15 protein-coding genes are annotated in these 15663 nt (G+C 70.5%); 7 read left to right on the top strand and 8 right to left on the bottom strand.

The annotated features are described in order from the left end of the window. Positions 1-84 precede the first annotated feature (84 nt). Positions 85-483, top strand: coding sequence for a hypothetical protein (locus tag H5411_RS15240; RefSeq protein WP_101433873.1), 399 nt, complete (start codon positions 85-87; stop codon positions 481-483). On the opposite strand, the gene H5411_RS15235 is transcribed toward H5411_RS15240, so the two are convergent. Continuing rightward, positions 470-736 carry an adhesin gene (locus H5411_RS15235; RefSeq protein WP_101433874.1) on the bottom strand — a complete coding sequence of 89 codons (267 nt, stop codon included), beginning with the start codon at positions 734-736 and terminating at the stop codon, positions 470-472. The two genes, H5411_RS15240 and H5411_RS15235, sit on opposite strands and share 14 nt — an antisense overlap. A gap of 130 nt (positions 737-866) precedes the next feature. Between H5411_RS15235 and H5411_RS15230 the strand changes: the two genes are divergently transcribed. Both H5411_RS15230 and H5411_RS15225 read left to right on the top strand, forming a co-directional pair. After that, positions 867-3368 carry an ATP-dependent Clp protease ATP-binding subunit gene (locus H5411_RS15230; protein WP_183124161.1) on the top strand — a complete coding sequence of 834 codons (2502 nt, stop codon included), beginning with the start codon at positions 867-869 and terminating at the stop codon, positions 3366-3368. Position 3369: 1 nt separating this feature from the next. Next, positions 3370-4635, top strand: coding sequence for a cation:proton antiporter (locus H5411_RS15225; protein WP_183124160.1), 1266 nt, complete (start codon positions 3370-3372; stop codon positions 4633-4635). A gap of 6 nt (positions 4636-4641) precedes the next feature. Here H5411_RS15225 and H5411_RS15220 read toward each other — a convergent pair whose 3' ends face one another. Further along, complete coding sequence (locus tag H5411_RS15220) at positions 4642-5583, bottom strand: glycoside hydrolase family 43 protein (protein WP_183124159.1); 942 nt, start codon at positions 5581-5583, stop codon at positions 4642-4644. Positions 5584-5666: 83 nt separating this feature from the next. Continuing rightward, positions 5667-6263: a bifunctional DNA primase/polymerase gene (locus H5411_RS15215; protein ID WP_183124158.1), complete on the bottom strand. Its 597-nt coding sequence runs from the start codon at positions 6261-6263 to the stop codon at positions 5667-5669. A gap of 308 nt (positions 6264-6571) precedes the next feature. Between H5411_RS15215 and H5411_RS15210 the strand changes: the two genes are divergently transcribed. Continuing rightward, the gene (locus tag H5411_RS15210) at positions 6572-8044 is read left to right on the top strand and encodes a sulfatase family protein (RefSeq protein ID WP_246368984.1); all 1473 of its coding nucleotides are present in this window, start codon (positions 6572-6574) and stop codon (positions 8042-8044) included. Positions 8045-8078: 34 nt separating this feature from the next. Here H5411_RS15210 and H5411_RS15205 read toward each other — a convergent pair whose 3' ends face one another. Continuing rightward, complete coding sequence (locus H5411_RS15205; RefSeq protein WP_183124157.1) at positions 8079-9020, bottom strand: helix-turn-helix transcriptional regulator; 942 nt, start codon at positions 9018-9020, stop codon at positions 8079-8081. A gap of 129 nt (positions 9021-9149) precedes the next feature. Between H5411_RS15205 and H5411_RS15200 the strand changes: the two genes are divergently transcribed. After that, a complete protein-coding gene (locus tag H5411_RS15200) occupies positions 9150-10103 on the top strand; it encodes an aldo/keto reductase (protein ID WP_183124156.1) in 954 nt (317 codons plus the stop codon). Positions 10104-10209: 106 nt separating this feature from the next. Here H5411_RS15200 and H5411_RS15195 read toward each other — a convergent pair whose 3' ends face one another. From H5411_RS15195 to H5411_RS15185, 3 genes are all read right to left on the bottom strand, one after another. Further along, the gene (locus H5411_RS15195; protein WP_312878284.1) at positions 10210-11400 is read right to left on the bottom strand and encodes a permease; all 1191 of its coding nucleotides are present in this window, start codon (positions 11398-11400) and stop codon (positions 10210-10212) included. A 117-nt stretch (positions 11401-11517) separates the two neighbouring features. Then, a complete protein-coding gene (locus H5411_RS15190) occupies positions 11518-12534 on the bottom strand; it encodes a fatty acid desaturase family protein (protein WP_312878283.1) in 1017 nt (338 codons plus the stop codon). Next, on the bottom strand, positions 12531-12698 hold the full coding sequence (locus tag H5411_RS15185; RefSeq protein ID WP_183124190.1) for a hypothetical protein: 168 nt from the start codon (positions 12696-12698) through the stop codon (positions 12531-12533). The genes H5411_RS15190 and H5411_RS15185 overlap by 4 nt, the downstream gene beginning before the upstream one ends. A 419-nt stretch (positions 12699-13117) precedes the next feature. Between H5411_RS15185 and H5411_RS15180 the strand changes: the two genes are divergently transcribed. Then, positions 13118-13321 (top strand): cold-shock protein, encoded by a 204-nt coding sequence (locus H5411_RS15180; protein WP_101433882.1) that lies wholly within the window; start codon positions 13118-13120, stop codon positions 13319-13321. A 109-nt stretch (positions 13322-13430) separates the two neighbouring features. Continuing rightward, complete coding sequence (locus H5411_RS15175) at positions 13431-14150, top strand: DUF6292 family protein (RefSeq protein ID WP_183124154.1); 720 nt, start codon at positions 13431-13433, stop codon at positions 14148-14150. Between the two features lie 571 nt (positions 14151-14721). Here the strand turns inward: H5411_RS15175 and H5411_RS15170 are convergent. Continuing rightward, complete coding sequence (locus H5411_RS15170; RefSeq protein WP_183124153.1) at positions 14722-15294, bottom strand: DUF6292 family protein; 573 nt, start codon at positions 15292-15294, stop codon at positions 14722-14724. Positions 15295-15663 lie beyond the last annotated feature (369 nt).

The raw sequence follows: 15663 nt of genomic DNA, 5'->3' as shown, positions 1-15663 counted from the left end.
GTGCCCGGGCGCGGGAGGGGCGAAACGTGATTGACGGCGCGCCGCCCGGGTAAGCGAACGGTTCCCGGCAGGCAGGAGGGACCCATGACCCCCATCGCGGACGACCTCGTCCTCGCGACCCGCACCGGCGACCTCGACGAGGTGGTCCGGCTGCTCGGCGAACTCGACTCCCTTCCCGTGCGGCTGCGAGTGCTGCGCGGTCTGGTGCACCGCTGCGCCGCGGCGGTCACGGACCGGTTCGGACCGCAGCCCGAAGACGCGGTGTTCACGGCCGTCGCGGTCGACGAGCACGCGGGGGCCGCCGACGTGGACGACCTCCCGCCCGCGGTGCGGGCGGCGTTGCGGGCGGTGCTCGCGGAGCTGAACGGCGACTTCGAGGCCCTCGAAGTGCAGCTCAGCCTGGCCGTGCGGGAACCGCGGCTCACCGGGGTGGTGCACTGCCTGCTCTGGGCCGCCGGCCTCCCGGGCTTCAGCGCACGGTGAACACTCCGCGGTCGCCGACGACCAGGACCCGGCCGTCGAGCTCGTCGGAGCTGGCCTGGTCGAGGAACACGCGGGCGCCGGTCTCGTCGTCGGTCAGCACGGTGTCGGTTTCCGTGGCCAGCGCGGAGACCGAGGTCGACAGCTCCGCGGAGCCTTGGCGGGCGGTGATGCGCAGCCCGCCCTCCGGGGCGACACCCTGTTCGGTCGCGAGGCGCTGGATGGTGCGGGCCGCGTCGGGATCGATTTTCAGCATGGCGCCCGGTTACCCGCCCGGGCCGCGGCTAGACGCGGCGCGCGGGCCGGGCGTCCGTTTACCGCGGCGGGCAGCGGGTAAGCGGATTCCCGACCCCGATTCCGAGCCGTCCTGAGATGTGAGCGCTCCGATGACCGGATTTTTCCCGCCCGGACAGGGAAACAGCCCGTTCGACCAGTTCCTGGCGCAGTTCTTCGGCCAGGCCGCGCCCGGCCGGCGCGGCTACTCGGTCGACGTGTCGCGCCTGCTCACCGACCAGGCCCGCGGGCTCGTCGCGGAGGCGGCGAACCGCGCGGGCGCGTGGGGCGCGCGGCACGTCGACACGCAGCACCTGCTGTGGGCCGCGACCCAGCTGCCGGCCACCGCGCAGGCGCTGACCCGCGCCGGGGTCGACCCGGCCGAGGTCGCCGGGCGCATCGAACGCGACCACGCCGCGTCCGGCGAAACCACGGCGACCGCGCTGGCCCCGGGTGCGAAACGCACGCTGATCGACGCCCACCAGCTCGCCCGCGGCCTCGGCTCTCCGTTCATCGGCCCCGAGCACCTGCTGGCCGCGCTCGCCGCCAACGAGGAGTCCGAAGCGGGCCGCATCCTGCGGGAAGAGGGCGTCGCCGCCGACCGGCTCCGGCAGGGTTCCGCCGCGGACAGTCCGGCCGGCGCACCGCCGTCGCCGCTGCAGGAGACCCCGACGCTCGCCCAGTACGGCGAGGACCTCACCGCCCGCGCCCGCGAGGGCCGGATCGACCCGGTGATCGGCCGCGACGACGAGATCGAGCAGACCGTCGAGGTGCTTTCGCGCCGTACCAAGAACAACCCCGTGCTGATCGGCGAGGCGGGCGTCGGCAAGACCGCGATCGTGGAGGGCCTGGCACAGCGGCTCGCCGACGACGACGTGCCCGACATCCTCAGCGGCCGCCACGTCGTGCAGCTCGACCTCACGGCGATGGTCGCCGGCACGCGCTACCGCGGCGATTTCGAGGAGCGGATGTCCGCGCTGCTGAAGGAGATCCGCGAGCACCGCGACCAGCTGATCATCTTCGTCGACGAGCTGCACACCATCGTCGGCGCCGGAGCGACCGAGGGCAGCGGCGGCCAGGGCGCCGGGAACATGCTCAAACCCGCGCTCGCGCGCGGCGAGCTGCACATCGTCGGGGCGACCACGCTCGACGAATACCGGACCGGGATCGAACGCGATCCCGCGCTGGAACGCCGGTTCCAGCCGATCCTGGTGCCCGAGCCGACCGTCGAGGACGCCGTGTCGATCCTGCACGGCCTCCGCGACCGCTACGAGGCCCACCACCAGGTCCACTACACCGACGACGCGCTGCGGGCGGCCGTCGACCTGTCCGACCGGTACCTGACCGAGCGCTTCCTTCCGGACAAGGCGATCGACCTGATCGACCAGGCCGGAGCCCGCGTCCGGCTGCGCGCGCGGACCAAGCCGGACGGCCAGCGCGAGCTGCAGAGCCGGCTCGACCAGCTGCAGCGCGAGAAGGAACAGGCCGTCGCCGAGGAGGACTTCGAACGCGCGTCCTCGCTCCGCGACGAGGCCGCCGACCTGCGGAAACGCCTCGAACAACCCGCCGAGCGGCCCGGCGGCCCGGTGGAGGTCACCGAAGCGGACATCGCCGAGGTCGTCTCCCGGCTGACCGGCGTGCCCGCCGCGCGGCTCACCGAGACCGAACGGGAACGCCTGCTCGGCCTGGAAGAGCACCTCCACGAGCGCGTGATCGGCCAGGACGACGCCGTGCGCGCGGTCGCCGAGGCGGTGCGCCGGTCGCGCGCCGGGCTCGCCGAGCCCGACCGGCCGTTCGGCAGCTTCCTGTTCCTCGGCCCGACCGGCGTCGGCAAGACCGAACTCGCGCGGGCGCTGGCCGAGGCGCTGTTCGGCGACCAGGACAGCATGGTGCGCATCGACATGAGCGAGTACTCCGAGCGGCACACCGTCAGCAGGCTGATCGGTTCGCCGCCCGGATACGTCGGCTACGAGGACGCCGGGCAGCTCACCGAGGCCGTGCGGCGCCGCCCGTACTCCGTCGTGCTGCTCGACGAGATCGAGAAGGCGCATCCGGACCTGTTCAACGTGCTGCTGCAGGTCCTCGACGACGGCCGTCTCACCGACGGCCGCGGCCGGACGGTCAACTTCGCCAACACCGTCCTCATCATGACCAGCAACCTGGGCTCCGACCTGGTCGGCAGCTCGACGCACGGCGCGCTCGGCTTCGTCCAGCCCGCCGACGGGGACGGCGACCAGCTGCGCGAACGCCTCCTGCGGCGGCTGCGCGAATCGTTCCGCCCGGAGTTCCTCAACCGGATCGACGAGATCGTCGTCTTCCGCCGCCTGGAGGAAGACCAGCTCGACCGGATCACGGAACTGCTGCTGGAGCGTACGAAACGGCGTGCCCACGCGCAGGGCCTCACCGTCGAGTTCACGCCGGAAGCGGTGCGGCGGATCAGCGAGCTGGGCTACGAACCGCAGTTCGGCGCGCGGCCGCTGCGGCGCGCGATCCAGCGGCACGTGGACAACCCGCTGTCGAGCCGGCTGCTGGCCGGAGACGTCGCGCCGGGCACCGTCGTGCGCGTGGACGCGGGCGACGAGGGGCTCCGCTTCGACACGTCGGCGGCCGCCTGAGGTGCCATCTCTCCCGGTCGTGTTCGGCGTCGCCGGACTCCTCGCGCTCGCCGCCGCCGTACTGCCGAAACTGGTCGCCGACCGCCCGTTCTCGACCCCGCTGGTGATGTTGCTCGCCGGGCTGCTGCTCGGCCTGCTGCCGCTGCCCTACCTCGGCGACTGGGCCTCCCCCGCCCAGCACGCGAACGTCGTGGAGTCGTTCACCCAGCTCGGCATCGTGCTCGCGCTCGCGGGCGCCGGCCTGTCCGTGGACCGGCCGTTCGGGCTGCGCAAATGGATGTCGCCGTGGCGGCTGCTGTTCGTCGCGATGCCGCTGTCGATCGCGGCCGTCGCTCTGCTGGGCTGGTGGTGGCTCGGACTCGCCCCCGCCGCCGCGCTGCTGCTGGGTTCCGCGCTCTCCCCCACCGACCCCGTGCTGGCCGGCGACGTCGGGGTCCCGGCGCCCGGCGCGGACCCGGATCTGGCTCGGGACAACGAGATCCGCTTCACCCTCACCACGGAAGCGGGCCTCAACGACGGTCTCGCCATGCCGTTCGTCCTCGTCGCGCTGCTGCTGGCCGGCCCGCACGTGTCGGTCGGCACCGACGTGCTGCTGCCGCTGCCGATCGGCGTGGTGGTCGGGCTCGCCGTCGGCCGGCTGCTCGCGTGGGCGTTCTTCCGCATCCCGTCGTCGCGCTTCCGGCTGGCCGAGTACTCCGACGGGCTGGTCCTGCTGGCACTGGCCTTTCTGCCGTTCGCGGTGGCGGAACTGCTGCACGGCAACGGTTTCCTCGCGGTGTTCACCGCCGCGGTGTGCGTGCGGACCAGCGAACGCTCGCACGGCTACCACGAGGTCCTGCACACCTTCGGCCGCCAGCTCGAACGGCTCTTCGTCGCCATCACGCTGCTGGGGCTGGGCTTCGTCCTCGGCGACGGCCTGCTGCGCGGCGTCACCCCGCTCGAAATCCTCTTCGCGGCCGTCGCGGTGTTCGTCGTCCGGCCGCTCGCCGGGATCGGTTCGCTCATCCGTTCGCCGGCCCGCGGACGCGCCGCGCTGGCCATCGCGTTCTTCGGCGTGCGCGGGATCGGAACCCTCTACTACCTGGCCTACGGGCTCCACCAGGCTGATCTGCCAGGAGCCGGTCGGCTGTGGCGGGTGGGCGCGCTGGCCGTGGCGCTTTCGGTGCTGATACACGGGATTCTGGCGGCCCCGGTGATGCGCCGGGTCGAGGAGCAGGGCGCGCATCTGCCCCGGCATCTCCCGGAGGAACCCTCGCCGCCCGGGTAGTCTCCGTCACCCGAGCTGGGGGACATCGCCGGAGAACCTGATCGGCAGCCGGTACAGGCCGCGGGCCTGGCGTCCGCCGCCCAGCCAGCCGTGGAAGTAGACGTTCCCGTCGACCACGTCGGCGCCGCCCGGCCCGTCGACGGCGCCGCCGAGCTGCTCGGTCGAGAGAAACGGGGCGTCTGCCTTCACGAACGTGCCCGCGAGGGTCGGCGCAGTGGCGTAACCGGTGTGGTAACCGGAACTTTGGAACGTGTCGGCGGAATAGAAGAGCACGTAGCGAGACGGGGTTTTCACCATCGAGGGCGCCTCGACCACGTTCTTCTCCGAGCGCAGGTCGGCGCGCAGCAGTTCCGTGCGGGGGCCGGAAAGCGTCCGGCCGTCGGGGCTCAGCTTCTGCGACCAGATCACCGCCGGCGGGCCCGAGGCCGCGCCGTTCCCCTTGTACAGCAGGTACCGGGTGCCGTCGGAGTCGAGGAACGTCTGCGGATCGATATCGCCCTTGTCCCCGGGCACGCACACGAGCGGCTCGTCGCCGTCCGGCTGGTACGGGCCTGACGGCTGCGTGGAAGTCGCCGTGCCGAGGCACATCGGCCCGTTCGGGACTCGGGTGGCGGCGAAGTACAGCACGAAGGTTCCGTCCGCCGCCTCGGTGACGTCCGGCGCCCAGAACCCGCCGTCCGGCTTCGCCCACTTCGGCACGGAAGCGAGCGCGTCGCCGGCGATCCGCCACGGCCCCTCCGGCGCGGGCGCGCTCGCGACCGGGATCTTCCCGGAGCCGGTGGTCGTCGAGAACGCGAAGTATCCCGAGCCGGTCTTGACGACGTCGGGGTCCGGAAAGTCCTGTCCCAGCAGGAGCTGAGGCGCGCTGGCCGCCGACGCGGCCGGGCAGTGGGCGAAGCACAGGAGAACGGCGGCGAGCGCGGCACCGGCCCGGCGTAAGGAGCGCATGCCCACGATTGTCCTTGCCCGCTAACGGGATCGCCCGCTCATCACGGGGTTGCCACTGGGAAGGGTGTACGCCGCCGTCGAAACTACCCGGTTTGGCGGGAAAGTTCGGCGAGCTTGCCCAGAATCTCCGCACCGTCGCCCAGCGCGTCGCGGTCCACCGGGGAGATGCGCCACCGCACCACCCCGGAGACGACCCTGCTCGGCGGAAGCACCACGAGGTCCCCCGGTGGAACTACCTCCGCCCCGGACGCCAGAGCATGCTCCCCGCGGAGGCCGGGCTCGACGAAAAAGAACGCCCCGTGCGGCGAAAGCGCCATCGGACCGAGCGGCCGACCGCCGCCGAACGCGGCGAGCACCCGCCAGCCAAGGTGCGCCGGTGCGCGCACGACGCCGAAGTGCTGGCCGACCGGGGCGAGAATCGCCTGCCGATGCGCAGACCACCATCCGGAAACCACCCGAAGGTCGGCAGTGGCCTCGGACCGGGGCACCGTCGGCTCCCGTCCGCCCAGCAGCTCGAAACTGACCGGATGCCAGTTCGTCAATCCGTCGCACACCGGCCCCGGCAGCACCGGCCAGCCCCGCGCGGCGTACTGCTCGGCCGCCGCCCGCAACGACCGCAGCGCGGCCCCGTGGTCCCGAGCCAAACAGCGTGAACGGCTTCCGCGCGCAACGACGGCCATCGCAAGAGTCCCTTCCGAGAGACAAGCCCGCCCGGGTCCCAGGACGCCGAACGGGTACGGTGCGGCAGCCGGGATGCCGCACCGACCACGATGCGGCTGCGGGGCGTCGCGGACCAGCCAGCGAACCGCCCGGGAACCGGCAGGAAACCGGCAGTGCGACCTCGTGTCGGGCGGTGCGGTCATCGTCCATTCGCGCGACGCGGACCAGGTCATTCCCCGCGAAACTCACGCGGCACGTTCGAGCGAACTTTACCGAGCTCGAACACAACTCGAATCGAGTTCGGAGCTCACGGTCCTAGCGTGCGAGCATGCCGCAACGCGCTCGTTTGTTTCTGATCTCGGTGCTGGCGATGGCGGTGGCCTCGACGGCCGTCGCCTGCGAGGCAGGCGGTTCGGTGTCGCCCCAGGCCGCCGGGCCTCCTGGCGCGCCGGGCAGCAAGCCGAACATCGTCCTCGTGCTCACCGACGATTTGTCGACGAACCTGCTGCCGTATCTGCCGCACGTGCAGGACATGGTCAAGAACGGCACGTCCTTCGCCAACTACACCGTCACCGATTCCCTCTGCTGCCCGTCGCGGTCGTCGCTGTTCACCGGCATGCTTCCGCACAACACCGGCGTGTTCACCAATGGCGGCGAGGACGGCGGTTACGCCACGTTCCACGGCCGCGGCGACGACAAGTCGACCTACGCGACTTCGCTGCAACAAGCCGGATACCGCACCGCGATGATGGGCAAATACCTCAACGGATACACCCCCAAGTCCGACGGAGTCCCGCCCGGCTGGAACGAATGGGACGTCGCCGGCAACGGTTACCCGGAGTTCAACTACGACCTCAACGAAAACGGCACGGTCAAGCACTACGGCAAGAAACCCGAGGACTACCTCGTCGACGTCATGGCGGGCAAGGCCGCCCGGTTCGTCACCGATTCGGCGGCCGGACACACCCCGTTCGTCCTGGAACTCGCCACCTTCGCCCCGCACAGCCCCTACACCCCCGCGCCCCGCGACGCCAACGCGTTCCCCGGGCTCACCGCACCGCGCGGACCCGCGTTCGACTCGCTGCCGTCTTCGCCGCCGTCGTGGCTCGCGTCCCGCACACCGTTGACCGACCAGGAAAAACAGAAGATCGACAAGGACTTCCGCAAGCGAGCGCAAGCCGTGCAGTCGGTCGACAAGATGATCGGCACGGTGCAAGCAGCGCTGGACAAGGCCGGCGTGCGCGGGAACACCGACCTCGTCTTCACCTCGGACAACGGCTACCACATGGGCGAGTACCGGCTCACCCCCGGAAAGCAGACGGCGTTCGACACCGATGTGCACGTGCCGCTGGTGGTCACCGGCCCCGGCGTCAAAGCCGGCGCGACAGTGAACCAGCCCGCGGAGAACATCGACCTCCGGCCGACTTTCGAGGCGCTGGCCGGAGCCTCGACCCCGGCACAGGTGGACGGCGAAAGCTTGCTGCCGCTGCTGAACGGCACCACGCCCCCGGCATGGCGCAGTGTCGGGCTGGTCGAACACCACGGTCCCGACTTCGACAAGACGGACCCGGACAAACCGACGAAGAACAGCGGCAACCCGACCACCTACGAGGCCATCCGCAGCGCCGACTACACCTACGTCGAATACGCCGACGGCGCCAAGGAGTACTACGACCGCCGCACAGATCCCCAGGAACTGCACAACACTGCCGCTCAGTTACCAGCGGACAAAGCACAACAGCTGCACGACACCCTGCGGGCGATGACCCTCTGCCACGGTACGCAGGCCTGCCGACACTGAAGTCCGCAGCCAAGACAGCGCCTTCCCCAGGAAGTTACTGGTCCGCGGACGGGCTGCTTGCCCCGTCACTGGCGACTCCTTCCGAAGCGTCCCGCACCGCGCGGGACTGCGTGGCTGCCCAGCTGGCCATGAGTTTCAGCCGATCCTCGGACGCACTCCCGGGTTCGGCCGTATAGACGACCAGGTCGTGCACGGCCCGGCCGGACAGGGGCAGGTCGAGGGACTGGAAGATCAGTTCGAGTCGCCCGACCTCCGGGTGCTGGAGCCGCTTGATGCCGTCGTGGCGCATCAGGACGTCGTGCGTGGCCCAGTGGCCGCGGAACTCGGGGCTGAGGGTCGACAGCTCGCCGACGAGTTCGCGCAGTGCCCGGTCGCGAGGCTCGCGTCCGACCTCGGCGCGCAGCAGGGCGGCGGTGGCCATGCCGGCGGCGTCCCAGTCGACGAAGAAGTCGCGCGCTCCGAGGTCGAGGAAGATGTAGCGGGCGAGGTTGGGGCGGCCGCGCCGGTCGACGGTGGCGCTGTCGAACATCGGCGCGAACAGGGCTCGGGCCAGGGGGTTGCTGGCGACGAGGTCCGCGCGGCCGTTGCGCACGAACGCCGAGGACATCGTCATGGAGTCGAGCAGCCACTGGACCCGGGCCGGGATCTCGACGTCCCGGCGACGCGACGGCGTGCGGCTCGCCGGCCGCGACGACCGGGCCAGGTCGAACAGGTAGGTGCGTTCGTCGTCGTCCAGGCGCAGGGCGCGAGCGACCGCGGCGAGGGCGTCTTCGGACACGCCGCCGATGTGTCCTTTCTCCAGCCGCGTGTACCAGTCCGTGCTGACCCCGGCGAGGACGGCGACCTCCTCCCGCCGCAGCCCGGCGACCCGGCGACGCGAGCTGGTCGGCAGCCCGGCCTGCGCCGGGGTGATCCTGGCGCGCCGGCTGACGAGGAAGTCCCGGATTTCGCCGCGATTGGCCGGCTGCTGGTCCATGCCGTTCACGATAGCCGCTGGTCACGCCGCGAAGGGGGTTGACGTTGTACCCCCGGTGAACGCGACCTTCCCCGGGGCCGGAGATCGCGGTCTTCTGGGAATCGAACGTTCGGACACCGGAGGCAAGACATGACGAGCAAGACGCTGACTGTGCCAGCGGCGGCGCTGGGCACCTGGGCCTGGGGAGACAGCGGCGAAGCGGGCGACGGCTACTTCGGCAGTCGACTGAGCGAATCCGGCCTGCGAGAGGTCGTCGAGAAGGCGCAGTCGAGCGGATTCACCTTGTGGGACAGCGCCGCGGTGTACGGCATGGGCCGCTCGGAGACAGTTCTCGCCCAGGCGCTGATGGGCTATGACCGCAGCGAGTACCAGCTGTCGACGAAGTTCACTCCGCAGATCGCGGGCGACGGCGACGACCCGGTCTCGGCCATGCTGGAGCAGAGCCTCGCCCGGCTGGGCACGGATTACGTGGATCTGTACTGGATCCACAACCCGGCCGACGTCGCCCGTTGGACCCCGTTCCTGATTCCGCTGCTGCGAAGCGGCCGGATCAAGCAGGTCGGCGTCTCGAACCACAACCTGCAGGAGATCGCTCTCGCCGACCGGATCCTCGGCGAGGCGGGCTTCCGCGTGGAGGCGGTGCAGAACCACTACAGCCTCCTGTACCGCGGCTCCGAGCGCACGGGCATCCTCGACCATTGCCGCGAGCGCGGCGTGCCGTTCTTCTCCTACATGGTCCTCGAGCAAGGGGCCCTGACCGGCAAGTACAGCCCGGCCAACCCGTTGCCGGAGGGCAGCAGCCGGGCGGCGGTGTACAACGGCATCCTGCCCCGGCTGCGGACGCTGACGGACCGGATGCGGGACATCGGCGAGACCCGAGGCACGTCCGCCGCCGACGTCGCCACCGCGTGGGCCATCGCCAAGGGCACCACGCCGATCATCGGAGTCACGAAGCCGGAGCACGTCGACGGTTTGGTCCGCGCTCGCGACCTCGAGCTCGCCGACGAGGAGATCGCGGAACTGGAAACGCTGGCGGACGCCGCGAACGTCGACACGCGCGGGTCCTGGGAGCACGAAATGTAGGGGCCGAGGGATGTGTCCGTTGTGGACATCTGCCGTCGGATACGGTGCTGAGAGTCCACAATGGACATAGACCCGGCGGCGAAACCCAAGGCCGGGAATGCCGCCGCTACGGCTGGTCGTGGCCGGGATGGGAATCGTGCCCGCTGTGGTCGTGTTCGGCGGCCCCGTCCGGTGATCCGCCCATCATGCGCAGCATGTCCCGGCCGCCGGTGCGGAAGAACCGGACGAGCAGCGCGGCCGCGAGGACGAGGAAGGCGATGTTGAGCCAGGTCGTGTAGTTCCACGAGATGCCTTCCCGCATCACGGTCGCGGACCGCTGGGCCGGGATGAGACCGGCGGTCCCGAAGATCAGCTCGACCAGATAGCCCGCGCCGACCATGGCCGCGTAGAAAGCACCGAGCAGCACCAGGGTCATCCGGGTGCCGTAGTACTTCCGGTAGATGTTCAGGATCGGCAGGATCAGCAGGTCGGCGAAAATGAACGCGACGACGCCGCCGAAGCTGATGCCGCCGTTCCACAGCACCGCGGCCAGCGGGACGTTGCCGATGGAGCAGACGAACGACAGCATCGCCACGACCGGGCCGACGAGCGGTCCCCACAGCGCGGAGACCACCGGGTGGTCGGTGAAGAAGAACGCGCGCCAGAACGATTCCGGCACCCACGCGGCGACCGCGCCGGCGATCAGCAGGCCGATGACCAGGTCGCGCAGGATCGCGGCCCATTCCATGACGAACACGTGCGCCACCGAGGTGAAGCCGTCCCGGGAGAACAGCCGCTTGGCGAAGGAACCGCCGCCCCGCACGGACATGTCCATCGCGGCGTGGCCTTCCATCGAGCCGGCCAGCCCGCGCTCTGCCTGCTCCCGCGCTTTGTCGACAAGCCGTTTCCGCACGAAGAGCCGGAACAGAACCGCCAGCAGCACGATCATGATCGGGCCGCCGACGAACTCCGCGGCGGTGAACTGCCAGCCCATCAGCAGGGCCATGATGACGCCCAGTTCGACGACCAGGTTGGTCGAGCCGATCTCGAACGCCATGGCCGCGGTGAAGTCCGCACCCTTGCGAAACAACGAGCGGGCGAGCGCGACCGCCGCGTACGAGCAGGACGAGGACGCCGCGCCGAGCAGGGAGGCCACCGCCAGGGTGCGCGGGCGGTCGTCGCCCATGAGCCGCACGATCGTGGACTTGCGCACGACCGCCTGCACCACCGCGGACAGCAGGAACCCCAGCACGAGTGCCCACAGGATGTCCCAGGTCATCGAGCCGGCCAGCGCCAGCGCATGTCCGATCGCACCCACTCCGGTCACCTCCTCATACGCGCCAGGGGTATCCACGCCGGGAGACGTCGATCCTCATCTTCCGTGCAGGCACGGTCGACCGCATTACGGGAAGGACGGTGGTGAGCGGTGCCCCGGTCAGGCGCCGGGGACGCGGTCCGCCGCTCGCAGCGGCGCGCCGAGGTGATGCAAGTGCTCGAGGACGTGGCGGTAGGAGCGCAGCAAACCGGTCTGGGCGTAAGGGATGTCGTGGCGAAGGCAGAAGCGTTCCACGATCGGCTGGGCACGGCGCAGATGCGGACGGGGCATGCTGGGGAAAAGGTGGTGCTCGATCTGGTAGTTCAGCCCGCCGAGCACGAAGTCGACCATCCTCCCGCCGCGGATGTTGCGCGAGGTGAGCACTTGCCGCTGCAGGAAATCGACGGGCCGCCCGGTCATCGTGGGCATTCCCTTGTGGTTCGGCGCGAAGGAACAGCCCATGTAAACGCCCCACAACGCCTGGTGCACCACGACGAACGCGACCGCGAGGCCCGGCGAGAGGACGAGGAACACCACCGTCAGGTACGCCGCGATGTGCGCGGTGAGCAGTGCGCCCTCCACGCGGCGCATCTTCGTCTCGCCGCGCCACACCGCCCGGATGCCGGACACGTGCAGGTTCAGCCCCTCGAGGGTGAGCAAGGGGAAGAACAGGAACGCCTGGTTCTTGGCCATCCAGCGGAGGAAGCCCTGTTTCAGGCGGGCTTGCCCCCTGGTGAAGGCGAGCGCGGGGATGTCGAGGTCGGGGTCGTGGTCCTCGTGGTTGGGGTTGGCGTGGTGGCGGTTGTGCCCGTCGATCCACCACTGGTAGCTCATGCCCACCAGACCGCCGTGCACGACGCCGACCGCGTCGTTCGGGCGGCGGGTCCGGAAAATCTGCTTGTGCCCGGCGTCGTGTCCCACGAACGCCAGCTGGGCGAACACCACGGCCAGCACGGCCGCGATCAGCAGCTGCCACCACGTGTCGCCCAGGAACGCGAACGCGACCCACGCTCCGGCGAACACCATCAGGTTCGCGGTGATCACGACTGCGTAGTAGCCGCGGCGGCGGCGCAGCAGCCCGGCCTCGCGGACTTCGGAGAGCAGATGACGGTAGGAACCCGGCGCGCTGTCGTTCACCAGTACCGCCTCGCCGGCGCGGCGACGGAGGAGAACCGAACGCCGCGGGTGCGGCGCTGATCGGCCTCGGACAGCGTGCGTCCGGCGGAGTGCGAGACCGGGTGGCTGAACAGCACCGGCGAGACCGGTGCCCGGGCAGTGCGGGAACGTACGGTTGTGCGCAACAAAAACTCCTTGGGAAGGGGCCGGGCAGGCGAACACGGCCAGCGAGGAAAAATGAGCACGGAACGGCGGCGCCGGGCGAAGGCCGGCGCACTGTCGTCGGTCAGAGGCTTGGCGGCAGGTCGGACGGCGTCGTGAAGGCTCCTTGTGACCCAGGGTCGGAAGCGGGGCACGAGCCTGCCAGCCTCGACGTTACGCGCTTCGGCGGGCAACCACCACCAGAGGCCCTCGCTTGACGGCACGCCTGCCCGCGTGCTCCACTGATCACGGTTGAAGATTTTTGTGCTCGTTGTTCTCGACGCCGCAGAGGTTTTTGGCGAGCGTCGTCTTGGTGCCTCTCAGGATTCCCGGATTTCCGCTCGCAGCCCGGCCCCCTCGGACGAGGTGGTGCCGCATGTTCGACGCGACAAGGAATGTCTCTATGACCCAAGGCACCGTGAAGTGGTTCAATTCCGAAAAGGGATTCGGCTTCATCGCCCCCGACGACGGCGGCAGCGACGTCTTCGTCCACTACTCGGAAATCTCCGGCGGCGGTTTCCGCAGCCTCGACGAGAACGCCCGGGTGCAGTTCGACATCGGCCAGGGCAACCGCGGCCCGCAGGCCACGGCGGTGTCGGTCCTCTGACCACCGCCACCTCGGCCGGGCGTCCGCGTCGTCGCGGACGTCCCGCCGGGCCCACTCGCCCGCCCGCCTCGCCGCCGCATTCGACGTTCCGGGTTTCGAGGCGCAGACCGTGACCTCAACCCTCGACCGGCCAGCTGAAGGACCGGCGGCGCAGCACGCCTCCAGCCGTGCTCGCCACCTGCGCGACCACGAGGAGAGCCGCGTCCGCGCGGCCCGCACAGTGGCCCGCATGGCTCGCGATCCGCACGACGAAAGCCTTCTTTTGTCGATTTTGGACCTCAAACCAGCCCCCAGTGCCGCGACGCCGACCTTGGATTCCGCGCTGGCGGGCTACGTCAGCCAAGTGGCCGAGCGCGTCGGTGTCCCCCTCGACGCGGTGACGCACGAGGTCACCGACACCGCCACCGCCTACCTCGGCCTCGTGTCCCGTACCGCCGGGCATCCCGAGCACGACCTGATGCTCGTCTGGGACGAACGGCTAGGCTGGTCCATCGCCATCGAACCGCGCGGCAATGACCAGCCGCCCGCGATCTGCCGCCTCCGCGGCCACATCGCACCGCCGCCCGGCGCCGTCGCGCAATTCGTCGCCGACGTCCTCGACGGACACCGCGACGGACAGCTCAGCCCAGTCCCCGCCCAGCTCGACCGGACAACCCTGGCGGCGCACTTGAGCACTTTTCCGCACAGTGTCGCGAATATCGGCCCGAAGACCTCCGGCAACCACCTCCGGGCAGACAGTCCCGGTTCCTCGTTGAGCGACAACCTCCGCGAGTTCCCGGACCCCGATCGGCGCACCGCCAGCCGACGGGTTTCGTTGCCTGTGCGGTAATCCGCCCGGCGGCGAGACACCGGCGATCGAGCGGCGGCGCATCAAGAATCGCACCGCCGCCCGGTGCCATCACTCGAACGCTTTCCCGCACAGTGTCGCGAATATCGGCCCGAAGACCTCCGGCAACCACCTCCGGGCAGACAGTCTCGATTCCTCGTTGAGCGACAACCTCCGCGAGTTACCGGACCCCGATCGGCGCACCGCCAGCCGACGGGTTTCGTTGCCTGTGCGGTAACCCGCCCGGCGGCGCATCAAGAATCGCACCGCCGCCCGGTGCCATCACTTGAGCCCTTTTCCGCACAGCACCGCGAATACCGGCCCGAAAACCTCCGGCAACCACCTCCGGACAGACAGCCCCGAACCCTCCCCGAGCGACTACCTCCGCGAGTTCCCGGACCGCGCCAGCGATCGTGCTGCGGCACATGAAGAATCGCTGGCGGCAGTGATTACGTCGAATTCCGCGCGCAGCAACGAATATCGCCTCGCCGCCGCAAGAACCGCAGCGTCGAACGGCACGGCGACGCAGGACTCAGCGACCACCGGAAGCTTTGGGACGCCCGGGGTTTGCCCGTCAGCCGTTGCGGCCGTCGAGAATCGGCTCGTCCCTGGCCCAGTTCGCGAGCCGGTGGACGATGTCGGTGCTCGCCGCGGTGGCGGGACGCCGGTGCGTGTCGGCGGATTTGCCGGCGAGCACGGCGCGGAACCAGGTGGCGACAGCTTCCGGCGCGGGCAGCAGATCGCCGCCTAGCTCGGCGGTGATCAGCAGGTCCTCGCCGCAGCCGGTTTCGACCGCGACCGACCAGCCGCTCTCGGCGGCCCAGATCAGCGCCGCGTCCCGGCCGAGGTGGCCGGGCAGTTGCTGGTCCAGCGCGATGTAGGCGCTGGGGGCGTCGGCCCACTCGCACCAGGCGGCTTCCGCTCCCGCGCCCACCGCGGCGGCGATCCGGGCGGTGTAGCGGCGCAGCCCTCTCTCGGCCAGCTCCGGCGGAACCTCGCCGTTCCCCGGCCCGTCGGCGGGTTCGATCAACGGCATCAGGACCACGGCGTGTTCCCGGCCGGGGTCTTCCGTGCGTCCGGGGAAAACGGCCGGGTGCGACGGGCGGGCGATGCGGTTCGGCTCTTCAGGAGCCAGAATTGCGGTCACTGATGTCCTCCGGGTGAGGTTGTCCGTGGCGACGGGAGCGGTCCACGCGGCAGCTGTGCGGACCTCGCAGCGGGCGAGACGCCGGTGGGGGGCGGGGTCGGCGTGCTCTCTCCGCCGACAACTGGGCGATCCCGACTGCTCGTCGCGACCGCCAAGCTGCCTGTACGGCTCACCGCGTCCTCCCGCCGCCCGACGGGCCGCGTCGGCGGACCGATCCGACGGACCGGTTCGGAGGGCTGGACGCGGCAGCGCGGGCCGCCCGCTCTTCGCCGCCACGACCGCGTCGAACTCGGCGCGGCACGGCGAAAGAACTCCGCTGCGGGACTGTCCGCGCAGCCGACACCATGGCGACCGCCCCGACGCCACCGA

It is taken from the genome of Amycolatopsis echigonensis (assembly GCF_014174495.1).
Taxonomy (GTDB): Bacteria; Actinomycetota; Actinomycetes; order Mycobacteriales; family Pseudonocardiaceae; genus Amycolatopsis; species Amycolatopsis echigonensis.
The sequence above is the reverse complement of the archived record's forward strand: the minus strand, read 5'-3'. Positions and strand labels throughout refer to the sequence as shown.

Excerpts from the sequence above, each read along its gene's own strand:
- H5411_RS15205 (WP_183124157.1), bottom strand. The coding sequence starts at position 9,020 with ATGGACCAGCAGCCGGCCAATCGCGGCGAAATCCGGGACTTCCTCGTC.
- H5411_RS15230 (WP_183124161.1), top strand. The coding sequence starts at position 867 with ATGACCGGATTTTTCCCGCCCGGACAGGGAAACAGCCCGTTCGACCAG.
- H5411_RS15220 (WP_183124159.1), bottom strand. The coding sequence starts at position 5,583 with ATGCGCTCCTTACGCCGGGCCGGTGCCGCGCTCGCCGCCGTTCTCCTG.
- H5411_RS15215 (WP_183124158.1), bottom strand. The coding sequence starts at position 6,263 with ATGGCCGTCGTTGCGCGCGGAAGCCGTTCACGCTGTTTGGCTCGGGAC.
- H5411_RS15235 (WP_101433874.1), bottom strand. The coding sequence starts at position 736 with ATGCTGAAAATCGATCCCGACGCGGCCCGCACCATCCAGCGCCTCGCG.
- H5411_RS15240 (WP_101433873.1), top strand. The coding sequence starts at position 85 with ATGACCCCCATCGCGGACGACCTCGTCCTCGCGACCCGCACCGGCGAC.
- H5411_RS15210 (WP_246368984.1), top strand. The coding sequence starts at position 6,572 with ATGCCGCAACGCGCTCGTTTGTTTCTGATCTCGGTGCTGGCGATGGCG.
- H5411_RS15200 (WP_183124156.1), top strand. The coding sequence starts at position 9,150 with ATGACGAGCAAGACGCTGACTGTGCCAGCGGCGGCGCTGGGCACCTGG.
- H5411_RS15180 (WP_101433882.1), top strand. The coding sequence starts at position 13,118 with ATGACCCAAGGCACCGTGAAGTGGTTCAATTCCGAAAAGGGATTCGGC.